We start from the raw sequence: 15410 nt of genomic DNA on the forward strand, positions 1-15410 counted from the left end.
GCGACGTGTCGTGCCGCGTGGAAGGCAGTTCAGGTGAGTTGGCGGCCGAGGGCGTTCAGGGATTGTGCGGTTGTTGAAAGCGGATAGCGCGCCGCGTTCGCGTAGCCCGCCTGCCGCAGGGAGGACAACAGGCCAGGGGAGGTGCGCAGTCGGTCGAGGTCACGGGTCAGGGCGGTGGAGTGGGTGAAGTCGGTGGCGACGCCGGAAGCGGCGAGGGCTTCGCTGAGCCCGGGTACGGGTTGGTAAAGGACCGGCAGTCCGCAGGCTTGTGCCTCCAGGGCGACCAGACCCATGGCCTCCAGAGTGGTGGACGGCATGACCAGTACGTCGTGTTCGGCGAATGCCTTCCACAGTTGTGGGCGGCGGAGCCAGCCGAGGTAGCGGGCCCTGACGCCGACCCGTTGCAGGAGCGGGGCCATGGCGTGGAACTGGGCTCTGGGGGCGGCGACGCTCAGCTCGACGCCTGGTACCGAGGGCAGGCTCCTGATCAGGGATCCGACGCCCTTCTCGGCAGTCAGGCGTCCCGCGTACAGCAGACGTAGGTGGCTGCTGGAGGTGCGGGTGGGCCGGGTCGGCGGGGCACTGAGCAGGTGGTCGGGGATTCCCCAGGGGATGTGAGTGATCTTGCGTCGGTCGATCTGAGGGGCGAGCTTGAGCAGGTGGTCGGCCATCGCTCCTGTGGGCACGACGATCGCATCGGCCGCCCTCGCGGTCTCGCGTAGGACCTGGAGCTGGTCGCGGTGGGCTTCGGCGAAAATCAGGTCTGTGCCGTGGACCAGGGCGATGCGGGGGTGCAGGGGCAGGGCCCGGATCAGGGCGGGGGTGGCGCCGAAAGCGAGGTGCTGGAGATGCAGGACGCCGATCTGGGCTGGGTCGATCGCTGCGGCGAGAGCCCTTCGCAACACTGCGACGTAGCGGCCGAAGCTGGCCCCTCCAGGCACTTTCCGGCAACGGGCAGCAGGTCGAGTCCGGCGGGGACGCGGTGCGTGGGGTTGGACCGACCCAGCATGAACGCGCGGGCAGGGATGAGCGGGCGGTCGCCGGTGTAGAGGTCGAGGAAGAGTTCAACGCTGCCGCCGGGGCTTCCAACGGGCAGGTCCAGGAAGGTGGCGGTCAGCGGACCGCCGGCCGAGCGGGGGCTCACAGGACTCCTCCGTGGATCTCTTCGTAGAGGCGGGAGATGTCGATGCCGTCCGTTGCCGCGTACTTGGCGGGCTGCTGCTGGTAGCTGGCCGGGGCGCCGAAGGCGGTGAGGAACACGAGCTTGCCGAAGGTCATCCCCGGGTAGACGCGCACGGGCCGGGCAGCGCGGATCTCCAGGGTCCAGCGGATGGCGTGGCCCTGGTGGCCGAGCGGGGCCGAGACGTGGACCCAAATGCCGAGGGCGCCGATGGTGCGGTCGCCGTTGAGCATCTGGGCGTACGTCTCCGAGCCGGTCCTCTCCAACGTGACGCCGAGGTAGAGCATCCCGGGCTGCAACAGCAGGCCGATGGCGGGGATGGGCTGCTCGGTGAAGGCGGTGGGGGTGGCGGCGTCGAGGTCGCCGTCGCAGATGCGGATTGTGTCGCCGAGACGCCAGTCGTAGGCGTTCGGGGAGAGGCGGGCGGGATCGTACGGGTCGATGGTGATCTCACCGGTCTGAATGGCGGCGGCGATGCCGGGTCCTGTGAGGATCACGAAGCCACCGCCCGAAGTTTTGTGACGTCGCGCCAGTAGGCCGATGGCTGAGGGCCCGTGGCGGCCTGGTATTTGCCGCGGTAGAGGTCGATGGGGCCGGTGGAGACGAAGAACATGATCTGCCCGATCTTCATGCCCGCGTACACCCGCAGCGGGCGGGTCGGGGTGAGCATGAGGGTCCACTGGCCGTGGAAGCCGATGTCGCCGATGGGGGCGGTGATCTCGACGAACAGGCCGAGCCGGCCGACGGAGGAGCGGCCGAAGAGCAGCGGGACGAAGGTGTCGGAGCCGACCTCTTCAAGGGTGTGGCCGAGGTAGAGCTCGTCGGGCTGGAGGACGTGCCCGTCCGGGCCGATAGTGTTCTCGCGGGTGGGGTTGGGGCGGTGGGCGTCCAGGACCTTGCCGGTGTAGGTGATCAGGGTGGGGCCGAGCCGGACGTTGTAGCTGTTGGGGTTGACCTGGTCGGCGGCGAAGGGGGCGATGCGGAGGCGGCCGTCGTGGACAGCTGCCTCGATCTCGGGGCCGGTGAGGATCACTGCTTGTCTCCATCCGCGGTGTCGGGAGCGGTGAGGACGTGCTGGAGGGCCTGGTCCAGGCGCAGGCCGGCTTCGTAGGTGCGTTCGCCAAGGTGGTTCTCGGCGAGGTAGCCGGTGGTCAGAACGGTGGTGATGAAGTCCGGCAGAGGCTCAGGGTCAGTGACGAGGGGGCCGTCCTGGGCGGTCAAACGCGCGAGCAGACCACGGAGGTCGCGGCGATCCGGCTCCGGAACGTGGACGTGCACCAGCTGGTTGGCGAACGGTTCGATGGAGAGCAGGTCGCCCAGGGTGAGGGTGTCACCGAGTGGGACGGCGCGCAGCGCGGTCTCGTTGAGGATGACCGCGTCTGCGCCAAGTGCTGTGCGCAAGCGGGCGGTGAGGTCGAGTAGCACACCGCGCCGGTCGAGGGCCTGGCGGCGGAAGGCCGTTCGGACCTGTCCGAGAACCTCGTGCAGTTGCTCCCCGACTTCGCCGATACGTGCTGTCACGTCTGCGATTTCCGCAGGTACGGCGCCTGGCGGGTGGTCCGGAAAGTGAGTGGTGCCGACACCCCAGCCCGCGCCGACAGGCGTGGCAATCGCGTAGCCGTCCGCGAGTTCGCGGCCCTTGACGACGAGGGTGTCCCCCACGCGGAGGGGGCCGTATCGGTTGCTGTGGCAGTGCCCGGCGAAGATCACGTCGAGGAACGGGCAGGTCGCCGCCAGTTCGAGGTCCTCCTCAAACCCGGAATGGCTGAGCAGCACCCAGCCGTCCACCTCGTGGTGATGGGCGAGCATCAGCTCACGCAGGGATTGAACCGGATCGGTGACGCGGTGGCCGGCTCGCTGGGCAGCGGGGATCGAGTGGAAAGCCTGCTGCCCGATCACGGCGGTTACACCGACGCGTCGGCCACCGATTTCGGCGATGTGAAGGCGGCGGAAGAGTGCGTCGCCGGTCTCGGCGTCGACGGCGTTGGCACAGACGGTGAGCCGGTGGAGCTCGGGTTCGAAGTGGTGGGGCCAGCCGTGGTTGCCGGGGGCCAGTACGTCGTACAGCTTGAGCAGGATCTCGCGTTCGATCGCGCCGTGGGCGAGGCGGTAGTAGCCGGAGCCTTCGAAGAAGTCGCCGCAGTCCACGATGAGCGAGGTGGGGCGGAGGTCGTGGAGGTGGGTGAGGAAGGGCGCGGCGTTGTCCAGGGTGGAGTGGACGTCGGTGGTGGACACGATCTGGCGCAGGGCGCGGATGCCGGTCATGGGGTGACCTCGCAGACGTCGGCGCCCAGGGTGTGGAGCTTGCCGGGCAGGTCAGCGTGTCCGCGGCGGAGCTGGTCGAGGCCGCCGAGGGTGGTCACGCCCTGGGCGGTGAGGCCGGCGACGATGAGAGCGGATCCGGTGCGGATGTCGACGGCCTCCACACCCGTCCCGGTCAGTCGCTGGGGACCGGTCAGGCGGCACTCGGTGGGGGAGATCTCCTCGATGACCGCGCCAAGGCGGGCCAGCTGCGGCAGCAGATTGCTGTGGCGGCCGGGGTTGATGGCGTCGGCGAACAAGTGGGTGCCCGGCAGGCTGAGGGCCAGTGCCATGAGCGGTGGTTCGAAGTCGGCGTCCAGGCCGCCGGGGCTGAGCGAGGCGATGGCCCGTAGGGGGTGGCTGGCCACGGGGCTGTCCTGGGCGTTCACGGTGAGAGTGTTCGCTTCGCTGCAGACGGAGATTCCCAGTTGGCGCAGAGCTGCCACGAGGGGGCCAAGGTCGTCGGCACGCGCGCCTTCGATGCGCGTACTTCCGCCACTGACGGCGACTGCGCAGGCCAGCGTCCCTGCCTCCACCTTGTCCCCCGGCACCACCCATGCGACATCGCTCGGTGCCGAGGACGGCGGCGAGATGGTGAGCAGGCGTTCGCCGGCCCAGACCTCCCAGCCCGCCGTGTGCAGGGCCTCCAGCACATACAGCACCTCCGGCGAGAGATTGGGATCGCCCAGCCGCAGAGGCCGTCCGGTGGTGACGGCCCGGAGCATGGCGGCCACCGTCGCCCCGCGCGAGCGGAACGGCAGCATCAGGGACACGGTGTCGGTGCGGTGCGGCGTGGCCTCGACGTGGTATCCGGTGTCGTCCACGACGCTTCGGTCGCCGAATGCCTCGTACACCTTGAAGTGCAGGTCCATGCCGCGTGTGCCGATCCGGCAGCCTCCCGGCCACGGCAGCCGGGCTTTGCCGTGCCTGGCGAGCAGGGCGGGCACCAGGTAGTACGAGGCCCGGATACGGGCGGCCTGCGGCAGGTCGGGGTGCGTGTGTCGGCTCTCTGTCGGCAGGATCACCGCAGTGGCCAGCTCCCCGCCGGGCTGGGCGACGTGCCAGCCCGACTGCTGTAGCAGCGCGAGCATGATCTGGACGTCCGTGTTGGCCGGGATGTTGCTCAGCCGCACCGGACAACCGAGGGTGGCCGCGGCGGCCAGCAGCGGGAGGGCGGCGTTCTTGGAGCCGTCGACGGTCACGGTGCCGGTGAGCGGTGGACCCGGGCGTACGGCGATCACCTCGGCGGCCACGCCGGGGGCATGAGTCGTCGTCACCAGCAACTCCTCTGGGAAAGAAGGGAGAAGGCGATCTGCTGGTCCGGGCTGGTGGGCAGGTCGATCTCGGCCCAGCAGCGCTTGCCGATCGCCGTCGGTTCGACGCCGTACCGGTCTGTGAGAACGACGACGAGGAACAGACCTCGGCCGCTCTCGCTGTACGGATCCGGGAGACCTGGCTGGGGCATCTCCGGGCAGACGTCGCAGACTTCGATCCGCAATGCCTTCCCGTCGAGGCGGACGGACAGGGAGACCGGGTCGGCCTCGGAGTGCCGGACCGCATTGGTGACGAACTCGCTGATCACGAGTTCGGCGGTGTGCACCACCTCGTTGCTCAGCGCCGCGTCCCAACCCTTTATCGCGTCCACGGCCTGGTGCCGGGCGGCGGTGACCGCGGTCGGTGTGGCGGGTACGGAGAGAGCGAACCGGTGCGCTGTCACGAGCTGCCTCCTGGATCGGTGTGGCTGCTCTACGCAACCGCTCCAGAGGCAGTCGGGACTACGCCGTGTGCTGGGGCTGCATCACTTATGCAGCAGCTGCATCAGGGCCAATCGCCGCTCGGCTACGCTCGGTTGGGCAGGCAGGATCGGCGACGGCAGAAGGGGCCGTAGCACAGATGGCCGAGGTACAGAGTGAAGCGAGACGGATCGGCGAAGTGATCCGTCAGGCCCGCGTGTTACAGCGGCGCTCGCAAAAGGACGTTGCCACCGCACTGGGCTACCACCAGTCGAAGGTGAGCCGCCTGGAGAGCGGCAGAGGCACGGAGGACGTACGCGTGCTGCGCGAGATCGCGCAGGTACTGGACATTCCACCGCCACGTCTCGGCCTCGCCGCCGCCCCCGACGCCAGCCCCGCCGACCTTGGAACCGAGGACATGCACCGCCGCACCTTCCTTGCCGCGAGCGTCGCCGCGCTCGCGGCTCCACCGACGCCGGCCGCAGCGCAGCACGACCTGATCCAGGTCCTGCTGCCGGGCACGAGCCCCGCCGCCACCGGTCGAGCCCTGGGCATCGACGAGCTGCGGGAGCGGACACGGTCCGTACGCCGGATGTTCTGCACGTGCGACTACGCGGAACTGGAGCAGACCCTGCCGGACTTGATCACCGACCTGCGCCAGGCCGCCGGCGGCTCATCCGGCTCGACGGAGGCGTCCGGGTTGCTCGCGACCGCCTACCAGACGTCGGTGAGCCTGTTGCTGAAGCGAGCCGACCAGGGCAACGCCTGGCTCGCGGCCGGTCGGGCCATGGCCGAGGCGGAACGGTCCGGGGACCCTGTCGTCCTCGCCGCCAGCGTTCGCGTTCACGCCCACGTGCTCGTGCGGGAGAAGCACACCGCCCAGGCCGTGAACATGGTCCGTCACACTGCCGACCAGCTCACCGGCTCCTACGACCAGCGCTCGCCCCGGTACCTGGCGGCGGTCGGCCTGCTGTTGCTCCGCGGGGCGACTGCCGCCAGCAGGAACGGCGACCGCGACACCACCCAGGACTTCCTCACCGAGGCCCAGGAGGTGGCCCGTTACGTCGCCTTCGACCGGCCGGACGCCTGGGCGAACTTCAGCCCCACCAACGTCGCCCTGCACGAGGTCAGCGCGGCCGTCTCCTTCGGCGACGCCGGCATCGCTCTGCACACCGCACGGCCCCTCATGCGGCGGCACATTCCCGTCCCCGAGCGCCGGGCCGCCCTGTGGGTGGAGGCCGCCCGCGCCTACAGTCAGCAGGGCAGACTCGCCGACGGCTACCAGGCCCTGCGCATCGCCGAGAGCTGCGCGGCACAAGACGTCCGCCGCCCGGCCGTACGCGAACTGGTCGCCGACCTGGCAGCCCGCGACCGCCGCCGGGCACTGCCCGAGCTGCACCACTTCAGCCGCCAACTGGGAGCGCCCGCGTGAGTGACCAGCCCGACAAGCCGTTCCTCCAGATCGTGGTCTGCGCGGCCGGGGTCGCCGCCGACGTCGGCCGACTGATCACCGCAGCAGAGGAGCGGCACTGGGACGTCGGCGTCATCGCCACGCCCCAAGGACTCGGCTTCCTTGACGTAGAGGCGGTCGAGGCCCAGACCGGCCGCCCCATCCGCTCGGTCTGGCGATCACCGGGCGAACCCCGCCCGCCCCGGCTCGCGGATGCGATCGCGGTCGCCCCGGCCACCTTCAACACGGTCAACAAGTGGGCCGCCGGGATCTCCGACAACCTCGCGCTGGGCATCCTGTGCGAAGCGCCCGCCATGGGCGTCCCGGTCGCCGTGCTGCCGTACCTGAACTCCGCCCAGGCCGCCCACCCCGCGTACCGCCAGAGCCTGGACCGGCTGCGCGAGATGGGCGTCCTGATCGGCTCGTACGAGCCTCACCGGCCGAAGGCCGGCGGCGGAGCCGACCGCTACCACTGGGAGGAAGCGCTGGAGTTGCTTGCTCCCAGGCTGTCCGCACGGTCGTAATCAGCGCCGACGTGCTTGCGGCGGTGACAGGGGCGAGACGGCGGTTGTTTCGTGTGCCGGAGCGCTGGGGTGCTGTGGTGCCCCTTTGGACCGTGCTGCGCTGCGGGCCTGTGCTGCGCGGTCGCGTGCGCTGGGCGCCGGCCGTGCGTTGAAGCGCTGTATACGCCAGGCCAAGGTCCTTGTGGGGGAGCGGGCGTCATCCAGGGCACGTTGGTCAGCAGCCTGTCTGAGGAGTCGCTCTGGGTCGTGGCCGAGTGCTTCCGCTTCAACGAGCGCGGCGGTGAGGGCGTCGATAGCGGGGTCTGCGAGGACCTCCTCCGCGTGCTCGGGCACGGCCCGACGGATGTGGTGGATGTGCCGGTCCACTGTCTGTTGGGGCGGTCGGCGCTGGACGAGGGCGGCCAGGGGCGCGGCTGCGGCCTGGTCGTAGGCGGCTTGGAGGCGGAGCAGGGTCTGCTGGGCGGCGGCGACCTGCTGGTCGTGGTGGCGGAGCTGGTGCCAGCGGGCGGCGACTATGGCGACGAGGACCGCGGCGTCGAGGAACATCGCCAGAGCCGTGCCGTCCCTGGGCGCGGGCTCGCGAAGCATCGCTCGTACGGCGCTGCGCAGGGCGTGGGCGTGGTGGTGTTCGGCCTGGATGCGGGAGCGGGTGGCACGCTCGAACGCGGAGGCCGCCTCGCGGAGCTGGGCGCGGATGGCTGCGGGGGCGAGGAGGGGCAGGGCGTCGAGGGCTTCGCCGAAGGCGGCGAGGTGGGCCTGGGAGGCTCGGTCGTCGTTCCCGGTGAGGTGGTGGGGGATGCGTTCGGTGGCGGCGGTGGCCTGGTGCCAGGGGTTGGGTCTGCGCCTGCCCGGCTGGATGGTCGGCTGCGGGCCAACGGCCTCCAGGCGTGATCGAATCTTAGGGAAGGACAGGTCCGGGGCGAGCTCAGAGCCGGAGAACCAGATGGGTTCCTTGTCGGCGGTGGTGGTGTCTTCGCTGGCGACCTTGTAGCCGCGTATGTCGCCGGAAGGGAAGTACACGACTTCGACCAGCACGCCGTCGGTGTGGCTGAGCAGGCGGATGAACTCCTCGGTGCTGGTGGTGGCGGCCACGGCGGTGCGGACGATGGTGCGCAGGCGTTCGCGAGCCGGCTTGTCCTGGCCTTGGCGGCGTGCCTTTTCCTGTTCGGCGCGGGAGGTTCGCTTGGCGGCGGTGCGGTCTCCGCGGACGACTTGGAAGAGGCCGTATTCCTTCTCAATGGTGGCGAGTTCGCGGTCGGCGGTGAGGTAGTCGTTCCAGTGGCGCGCGGTGCGCAGGTCGCCGCGGACCTTGGGGGCGGCGATGTGAATGTGGTCGGGAGCGTGGCGGACGGCGACCCAACGGCAGCCGTCCGGGTCGTCCTGTGGCGCGATGCCGGTGGCGGCCACAACGCGGCGGGCTATGTCGGCCCACTCCTCGTCGCTCAGGTGGCGGTCGGTTGTGGCGGCGCGGAGGGAGCAGTGCCAGACGTGCCGCTCGGGCGCTCGGCCGAGTCGGCGAGCTTGCTTGACGCGCAGGTCGAGGTCAGCCACCAGGAGCTTCTTCGTCGCGGCGAAGTCGTCGGTGCGGCCGGGGTCGGGGGCGAAGCCGTCCCAGGAGGCAACGATGTGGGGGTCGGTGTGGTCTTTGGCCTTCGTGGTGTCGAACAGGTAGCGGATCAGGCCCGCCGTGTCCTTGCCGCTGCTGATCTTGGCGATCACCGGGCTGCCTTCTTGGTGACGGTCTGGTTCGCGGCTGCCGCGATCTCGCTGATGGCATCACGAACCGCGCCCAGGGTGCGTTCGGTCTGGGCCAGGGTGGCGGTATCCCCAGGATGTGGATGGCCGCCGGAGTTGAGCTTCCGGGCGATCTGATTGGCGTTGTTGCCGATCTTGGCGACCTGCTCACGCAGAGCGGTCAGCTCGTCGATGTAGTCGTCCAGCGGCGTGCGTTGGCCTGGCAGGGCGAGGTCGCCGTGGATGTGGGCCATGACGACGGCGCCCACGTAGTGGGCGCCGGCGATGTTGAGCGACCGGGCCCTGGCGAGGATGGCGGTCTTCTCTTCGACGCTGTAGCGCACGTCGACGCGTTCCTTGCGCTGGGTGTCTTTGCGCTTGCGGCGACGGGCGATGCGGTGCAGGGCGGCGGCTTCGGCGGCGCGCGGCAGGACGACGACCGCGGCCTCGGCGCGCTGTTCCTCCTCGGGCGCCCCCTGGCGCTCGAGAGTCTCCGCCACCCCCGGGGCGGATCTCCCGTTGGACCGACCTTTGGACGGTCCAACGGCATACCTTGCTGCCCGGTGGGTGGGACTCGTATCGGTGTGGCTGTCGGGCATGGTGGTGCCTCCGATCGCGTGCGGCAGTGGTCTGTGGTGCGTCCGTTGCATCCGTCGCGTGGCTGGTCACACCCGGTACGGACGCGGGTGCTGGTACGGAGAGGTCCGTCCCGGCGGCGACGTCCGTCCCCGCGTTGACCTGCGCGGGGACGGACGCGACGGAGCTGGACGGATGCCCGGCCGGGTGGGTCAGCGGGCGCGCGTGGGTCCGGCAGGGCCGCCCGGCGGGCCGATGGGCAGGCTTCCCGTAGGAGTCGCGTAGGCCGTGCGCCGTGGCTGGTGCCCAGGCACGGGCTCGGCGGGTTCTGGACAGTAGCGGGCCCAGGCGTCGAGGAATCTGTTCCGCGTGTAGGCCTTGGCCTGACGGCCGTTGTCGAAGCGGTGGTTGGCGGAGCTGATGCCGAAGTCCCGCAGCAGGTTGCCGAGGTGGTAGGCGTTGAGGCCGTTGGCGCCATACTCGGCCCACGGGGCCTCGGCGTCCTGGACGAGCGCGGCGAGCATGTCCTGGGTGCGCAGGACCTCTGTGTCTTCCGTGTCGAAGACGCGGCGGATGTCCCGCAGCAACCGTGTTTTGAGGGTGGTCTGCTCGTCCTGGAGGACTTCGCTGCGGGTCATGGCCAGGCAGGCTGCCCGGGCCTGGTCCGGCCAGTGACTGCCAGCCAGGTCGGCCACGGTCACCAAGGGCTCCCAGGTGTCCGCGGCCCGGTCCTCGACCGGCATCTGTGGCACCGACCTGGCTGCGGTCCCCCGCAGCGGGGTCAGCCAGGCAGCCAGTCGGTCGCGCACGGTGTTCAGTTCGGGGACTGAGTGGCGCGAGCGGAACGGGGTGATCCGCTCACCAGGCTTGCGCTTTTGCATGCGCAGCACCACGGCACGATCCATGATCGTGTCGGGCAGGTCGCCGATGCCGGCCAGGGCAGCCATGGCGAAGGTGGGGAACGAGGTCGGCTTCTGCTCCGGTCCGGAGATCCGCCAGGCGGGACGGTTGCGCTGGTGGCCGGCGTTCAGCAGGCCGCGCAGGTCCTCTTTGTCGCCAGCCTTCGGGCCGAAGATGGTGTCTGCCTCGTCCACCAGCAGCGTCGGCGGGTTCTTTCCGATGACACGGAAGACCACGGCCGGCGACGTGTTCACCGTCATCATCGGCCTGTGCACCGTCTCGTGGAGGACGTCCAGCAGACGGGACTTGCCGCACCCCTTCGTCGGTCCCACCACGGCGAGCCGTGGTGCGTGCTGGAGGACAGACTGGATGTGTGTGGCCGCCACCCACAAGGTCACCGCAGTCAGCGCTTCCTCGCTGGGCAGCACCACGTATCGGCCGATCGCCCCTCGCAGCTCGTCCAGGACCGCGGCCCCGTCTCCCGACGCACAGGGATCGGTCCCCTCTCGATTCCCGGTCCCCGAGCCGTCGACGGGGAGCACGGTCCCCGCCCGCTCGGTCCCCGATTCGGGTTCCTCGGTCCCTGGCCTGGCGGCGGTCCCCGGCGAAGGCCGGGGATCGGGGACCGTCGCCTCAGCACTGCGGAGACCGGTCCCCGCGGCGGTCCCCTGGGGACCGCCGCCACGGTCCCCGGCCCCCGGGCTGCCTACCAGCGAGTTTCCGCTGTTTGGTGCTTTCCGGTCCCCGCCGTCGGGGGACCGGGGACCGAACTCACCTCGGGGACCGTGCTCCGTTCCCGCTTCCTCGGTGCGGCGGTCCCCACGTTGATCCGCAGCAGAAGGACGGCCGGTCCCCACCTCCGGGGACGGTGTCTCCATCTGGGGTGTACGGGCCGGGGACGTTCCCTGCCCTGGGACGGCGACCGCGGGCCAGGCGATCTGGGGACCGGTGTTTGTGGTGGGGGACGTAGAGTCCTCCATAGGCATTCCTCTCCCGGTGGGGCGGGACGGGCAAGGTCCCGCCCCACCGAGTCGTCGTTCAAGGACAGGCGATTAGTCGAGGGATCTGCGGCCCTCGGCGTTGACGTGCCGAGGGCCGTTCTGTCGCCGCGCGGTCATGCCGTCAGGCCGTACGGCGACTGCCGGTCGAGCCAGGCGTCTACATCACGCCAGCGGTAGCGCAGGTGCCGGCCGACCTTCAGTGGCGCCGGGCCGGTGCCCCGGTACTTCCACTGGTACAGCGTCTTCACCGGCACCCCGAGATAGGCCGCCACATCGGCGGGAGACGCGAGCGTGCCGCGTTCACGGGCAGGGGATCGATCCAGGCGGTCGAGCAAAAAGGTCTCCTATTCGAGCAGGTTTCACAGAGCGGCTTTGGTGGAATTCGCCCAGACCTCTGACGTGGGTGTCAGGGCCCGATAACTGTAAAGGCGAATCGCCGGTTGACCAAAAAGACGTGTCGTTTTCCGATCCCTCCGAAGGTGCCGCCGCAGCGGCCCGGAGGAATCGGTAAACGTGCAGGTGGGAGGAGTTCGAGCGCTATCGTCGCTCAGCCTGGCCCGGAGGAGCGGGGAACATAGCATGGAAATCGGAGCGCGCAAAATAGCCGCCCATGGGCTGATGAGAGACGTGGATCTGCGACTTCTGTAAAGTTTAAGAACCAACTCTTGCCAAGCTGCTCAAACCAAGCTACAGCTATGCGTCATGGCTGCTGATCGCATGGAAATGGAACCGCCGGAAAACCGTCCTGTTCTCGGCGTGGAAGAAGGAGCCTGATGGCGCGAGTCTGGATAGAGGACCGCAACGGGCACGCGGCGTACGCGCAAGCCGTGGCGGCGGCCAGGAAGGCGGGCCGTACGCCGCCCGGCCGCTACCGCGTGCGCTGGTACGGCCCCGACGGCAAGCCGAAGATGAAGACCGTGGCCCGCAAGGCCGACGCCGAGGCCGAGCGGACCAGGCTGGAGTCCCGGCTCACCGACGGCTCCTATCGGGACCCGGCCGCCGGGCGCGTGAAGTTCGCCGAGGTCGCCGATTCCTGGCTGGCCGCCCAGATCCACCTCAAGCGCTCGACGCGCAATCGCTATCGGGGGGTTCTCGATGTCCATGTGATCCCGCGGTGGGGAACGACGTCCCTGGACCGCATCCACTTCGAGGACGTCGCCGAGTGGCTGGGCGACATGCTGTCCGGCGAGGTGACCGGTGGCAGGAAGCTCAGCCCTCGCTCGGTGCGGAAGGCATACGTCGTCCTCAGCCGGGTCCTCGGCTACGCGGTCCAGTCCCGTCGTCTGGCCGTCAACCCGGCTGTCGGAGTGCCCCTCCCGAAGGCAGCCCCCGCCGACCACGTCTACCTCGACGACCTACAGGTGGACGCACTCGCCGACGCGGCAGGCGCCTACTGGGTGTTCATCCTGCTGCTGGCCTACACGGGTCTGCGCTGGGGTGAAGCGTCCGCGCTGAAGGTGGGACGAGTCGACCTCGACGCCTGCCGTGCCCACATCGTTCGAGGCGTACGTCGAGGACAACGGCAAGCTCTACCTCGACACCCCCAAGAACCACGAACGCCGGTCCGTACCGATCCCGAGATTCCTGGCGGAGGAGTTGAAGCCCCACGTCGAGGGGCGGGACGAGGACGAGCTCCTGTTCACCGCCCCGCAGGGCGGGCCGCTGCGGGCCCGCAACTTCCGCCAGCGGCTCTTCGCGCCGGCGGTCGTGAAAGCCGGACTGGGGCACCTCAAGGTCACCCCGCACAAGCTGCGTCACACGGCCGCCTCGCTCGCCATCGCCAGCGGTGCGGACGTCAACGTCGTCCAGACGATGCTGGGCCACAAGTCGGCGACGCTGACCCTGGACACGTACGGGCACCTTTTCCCGGACCGTCTCGACGAGGTCTCGAAGAAGATGCACAAGCGGCGTGCCAAGCAGTTGGCCAAGGCGAAGACCAGGCTGGAGAAGGCCGAGCGGAAGGCCCGCCAGGCCGCCGAGGCGGTGGCTGCCCTGGAGGAGGACTCGGCGTGATGTGGGTTTGATCCGTGCCGAGAAACGGCAAACGGAGGGGGCCGCTGTCACTGGTATTGAACCGGTGGGGCGGCCCTCCGGTCTTTCCGGGTCAGAGGAGCCTCGGCCGTCGGCCATCCCGCCAGGCCCGGTCCATCGCGGCAGCGGTCTCGTCCTCGGCCAGCGCCTCGATGTGCTCAGGCACTGACCGCTCGTCGAGCACGAAGAGCCGGCCACCGACGAGGCGAGTGGCGGTCTTCCAGCCCAGACGCTGCCCGGCCTCCCGCGCCGCCTGCCGAACGTCCTTCAGGTCGCCCATCTCCGCGAGGTCGTCGCTGCCCAGGACCAGCTGCCCGAAATACCCCTCGTACTGCGGCTTCAGAGCGGCCCGCATCAACGACTCCAGCCGGTCGACCAACTTCTCGTACCGGCGCCGGGACAGCTCGTTCTTCGCGGGCATCTCGCACAGCTCCCCACCTCTGCCCGCAGCCACATGTGTGCCATATGTGTGCTGCGAGTACGAAGGCCCTCCCGTCCGTCGGACGGAAGGGCCTCTGACCAGGCGTTTTACTGTGCCCCCGGCAGGATTCGAACCTGCGACACCCGCTTTAGGAGAGCGGTGCTCTATCCCCTGAGCTACGAAGGCGGGGCTCTGTGGACAAACATGTCTGAAGCGAGGTCGTGTACGCGGCCAGCTCTTGACATGTTTTCGACAGTTGGTGAGCAGCCGGTGAGGGCCCGCTCGCCGCCGCCAGTGTAGCGGGTGGCGCGCTCGACGCACTGGGGATGTGGTTTGCCGGGGGATCACCCGCAGGGTGCCGGGGCGGCCGGGAGGGGGACCCGCCGTGGCCGTCAGGAGAAGATCGCGTCGAGTACCCGTGTGAGGGAGTTGTTCACCCAGGCGTGTCCGAGACGGATCAGCAGGGCTCCGCGGGCGCCGTGTGCCGGGACCCGCATGTGGGGGGCTTCGCCCGGGCCCGGGACCACCGTCCAGCGGGTTCTTGGCCGGCAGCGGCTCCTGCCGCCGCTCACGCGGCTGGTGCGGCGCCCTCGCCGCGGCCGGGATCACCCACGAGTGACCCGGCCCCACCGGCCGCAAACGAACGGCGAGGCCGGGCGCTCCCACCGCACCCTGCCGGACGAGTGGGCCCACGCCCCGCCCCTCCCGCACGGAGACCGAACGACGCGACGCGTTCCCCGGCCGACTGCACACCTGCGATCACCACCGCGATCACCACCGCGGACACGCCGCGATCACCACCGCGGACACGCCGCGATCACCACCGCGGACACACCGCGGACACGCCGTGCTGAAGGGCCGGCCACCCGCCACCCTGGTCCCCGACCGCACAGGGCGGTACAACTAGGCTGGCGCGTCATGGAGTCACGATTCCGTGTGGGTGAGGTCATCGTCCGGCGAGAGATCCTGGACGGACGCGAATGGCTGGTGTACCCGGTGCGGGTCGCCGGTGACGACGAGCGGGCGCTCGCCGTGTACCTGGCAAAGGGCACGCCGCTCACGTTCGGGCGCGGCGAGTTCCGCTGGGGGCTGCACCCCTGGATCGAGTTCGAGCACGTGTGGCAGTCCAGCGGCGTCCTGCAGCTGCAGCGGCCGGGCGACGGCTATTCCGTGTGGGGCCGATGGGAGGGCGAGGTGCTGCGGGAGTGGTACGTCAACTTCCAGGCGCCCCTCGTCCGTACGGAGCGCGGCTTCGACACGCTGGATCACGAGCTGGACCTGATCATCCCCGGCGACGGTTCCCCGTACCGGTGGAAGGACGTCGAGCACTTCGAGGAGCGGGTGCGTACGGGCGGCTTCGACGTCGAGGAGGGGGCCGCGGTACGGGCCGCGGCCGCCTCCGTCGTGGACCTCGTCGAGCGCGGCACGCCCTGGTGGGAGCAGTGGCGTGACTGGCGGGCGCCGGTCGGCTGGGACGTCCCCGCCGCCGTGGCCCTTACGGACGGCGCCGCCCTGGGTGCCGTCCGGTCCCGCTGAGCCGTTCCCGCCGCGGGGCGCGT

Annotated in this window: 14 protein-coding genes, 1 tRNA gene and 1 pseudogene; 4 read left to right on the plus strand and 12 right to left on the minus strand. The window is 69.9% G+C overall.

Going from position 1 to position 15410, the window contains the following annotated elements:
- Positions 1–29: 29 nt before the first annotated feature.
- From WJ438_RS24035 to WJ438_RS24060, 6 genes and pseudogenes are all read right to left on the minus strand, one after another.
- A pseudogene (locus WJ438_RS24035) lies at positions 30–1144 on the minus strand (glycosyltransferase family 4 protein).
- Positions 1141–1677: a dCTP deaminase domain-containing protein gene (locus tag WJ438_RS24040; protein WP_406727073.1), complete on the minus strand. Its 537-nt coding sequence runs from the start codon at positions 1675–1677 to the stop codon at positions 1141–1143. Before WJ438_RS24040 ends, WJ438_RS24035 begins: the two are co-directional and overlap by 4 nt.
- Positions 1674–2213 carry a dCTP deaminase gene (dcd, locus tag WJ438_RS24045; RefSeq protein WP_406727074.1) on the minus strand — a complete coding sequence of 180 codons (540 nt, stop codon included), beginning with the start codon at positions 2211–2213 and terminating at the stop codon, positions 1674–1676. The genes WJ438_RS24040 and dcd overlap by 4 nt, the downstream gene beginning before the upstream one ends.
- On the minus strand, positions 2210–3445 hold the full coding sequence (locus tag WJ438_RS24050) for a bifunctional metallophosphatase/5'-nucleotidase (protein WP_406727075.1): 1236 nt from the start codon (positions 3443–3445) through the stop codon (positions 2210–2212). The genes dcd and WJ438_RS24050 overlap by 4 nt, the downstream gene beginning before the upstream one ends.
- Positions 3442–4722, minus strand: a complete 1281-nt coding sequence (locus WJ438_RS24055; protein WP_406729793.1) for a UDP-N-acetylglucosamine 1-carboxyvinyltransferase — start codon at positions 4720–4722, stop codon at positions 3442–3444. Before WJ438_RS24055 ends, WJ438_RS24050 begins: the two co-directional genes overlap by 4 nt.
- Positions 4723–4754: 32 nt before the next feature.
- Positions 4755–5198 carry an ATP-binding protein gene (locus WJ438_RS24060; RefSeq protein WP_406727076.1) on the minus strand — a complete coding sequence of 148 codons (444 nt, stop codon included), beginning with the start codon at positions 5196–5198 and terminating at the stop codon, positions 4755–4757.
- A 176-nt stretch (positions 5199–5374) separates the two neighbouring features.
- Here WJ438_RS24060 and WJ438_RS24065 point away from each other — a divergent pair, with 176 nt between their 5' ends.
- Both WJ438_RS24065 and WJ438_RS24070 read left to right on the plus strand, forming a co-directional pair.
- A complete protein-coding gene (locus WJ438_RS24065) occupies positions 5375–6646 on the plus strand; it encodes a helix-turn-helix domain-containing protein (protein ID WP_406727077.1) in 1272 nt (423 codons plus the stop codon).
- Entirely contained in the window at positions 6643–7188 is a 546-nt protein-coding gene (locus tag WJ438_RS24070) for a flavoprotein (protein ID WP_406727078.1), read from the plus strand. The genes WJ438_RS24065 and WJ438_RS24070 overlap by 4 nt, the downstream gene beginning before the upstream one ends.
- On the opposite strand, the gene WJ438_RS24075 is transcribed toward WJ438_RS24070, so the two are convergent.
- From WJ438_RS24075 to WJ438_RS24090, 4 genes are all read right to left on the minus strand, one after another.
- Complete coding sequence (locus tag WJ438_RS24075) at positions 7189–8907, minus strand: relaxase/mobilization nuclease domain-containing protein (RefSeq protein WP_406727079.1); 1719 nt, start codon at positions 8905–8907, stop codon at positions 7189–7191.
- Positions 8904–9521 (minus strand): plasmid mobilization relaxosome protein MobC, encoded by a 618-nt coding sequence (gene mobC / locus WJ438_RS24080; RefSeq protein ID WP_406727080.1) that lies wholly within the window; start codon positions 9519–9521, stop codon positions 8904–8906. The genes WJ438_RS24075 and mobC overlap by 4 nt, the downstream gene beginning before the upstream one ends.
- A 189-nt stretch (positions 9522–9710) precedes the next feature.
- On the minus strand, positions 9711–10940 hold the full coding sequence (locus tag WJ438_RS24085) for a DUF3631 domain-containing protein (RefSeq protein WP_406727081.1): 1230 nt from the start codon (positions 10938–10940) through the stop codon (positions 9711–9713).
- A 572-nt stretch (positions 10941–11512) separates the two neighbouring features.
- The gene (locus WJ438_RS24090) at positions 11513–11734 is read right to left on the minus strand and encodes a helix-turn-helix transcriptional regulator (protein WP_406727082.1); all 222 of its coding nucleotides are present in this window, start codon (positions 11732–11734) and stop codon (positions 11513–11515) included.
- A gap of 1150 nt (positions 11735–12884) precedes the next feature.
- Here WJ438_RS24090 and WJ438_RS24095 point away from each other — a divergent pair.
- Positions 12885–13412 (plus strand): tyrosine-type recombinase/integrase, encoded by a 528-nt coding sequence (locus WJ438_RS24095; protein WP_406727083.1) that lies wholly within the window; start codon positions 12885–12887, stop codon positions 13410–13412.
- A gap of 91 nt (positions 13413–13503) precedes the next feature.
- Here WJ438_RS24095 and WJ438_RS24100 read toward each other — a convergent pair whose 3' ends face one another.
- Positions 13504–13851 (minus strand): hypothetical protein, encoded by a 348-nt coding sequence (locus tag WJ438_RS24100; protein WP_406727084.1) that lies wholly within the window; start codon positions 13849–13851, stop codon positions 13504–13506.
- A gap of 113 nt (positions 13852–13964) precedes the next feature.
- A tRNA-Arg gene (locus WJ438_RS24105) sits at positions 13965–14037 on the minus strand.
- Positions 14038–14769: 732 nt separating this feature from the next.
- On the opposite strand from WJ438_RS24105, the gene WJ438_RS24110 reads away from it, so the two are divergent.
- A complete protein-coding gene (locus tag WJ438_RS24110) occupies positions 14770–15387 on the plus strand; it encodes a DUF402 domain-containing protein (protein WP_406727085.1) in 618 nt (205 codons plus the stop codon).
- Positions 15388–15410 lie beyond the last annotated feature (23 nt).

It is taken from the genome of Streptomyces sp. GD-15H, assembly GCF_045291515.1.
GTDB lineage: Bacteria > Actinomycetota > Actinomycetes > Streptomycetales > Streptomycetaceae > Streptomyces.

What these genes read in the sequence shown, in the direction of transcription:
- WJ438_RS24050 (WP_406727075.1), bottom strand. Translation starts at nt 3,445, where the DNA reads ATGACCGGCATCCGCGCCCTGCGCCAGATCGTGTCCACCACCGACGTC.
- WJ438_RS24065 (WP_406727077.1), top strand. Translation starts at nt 5,375, where the DNA reads ATGGCCGAGGTACAGAGTGAAGCGAGACGGATCGGCGAAGTGATCCGT.
- mobC (WP_406727080.1), bottom strand. Translation starts at nt 9,521, where the DNA reads ATGCCCGACAGCCACACCGATACGAGTCCCACCCACCGGGCAGCAAGG.
- WJ438_RS24100 (WP_406727084.1), bottom strand. Translation starts at nt 13,851, where the DNA reads ATGCCCGCGAAGAACGAGCTGTCCCGGCGCCGGTACGAGAAGTTGGTC.
- WJ438_RS24110 (WP_406727085.1), top strand. Translation starts at nt 14,770, where the DNA reads ATGGAGTCACGATTCCGTGTGGGTGAGGTCATCGTCCGGCGAGAGATC.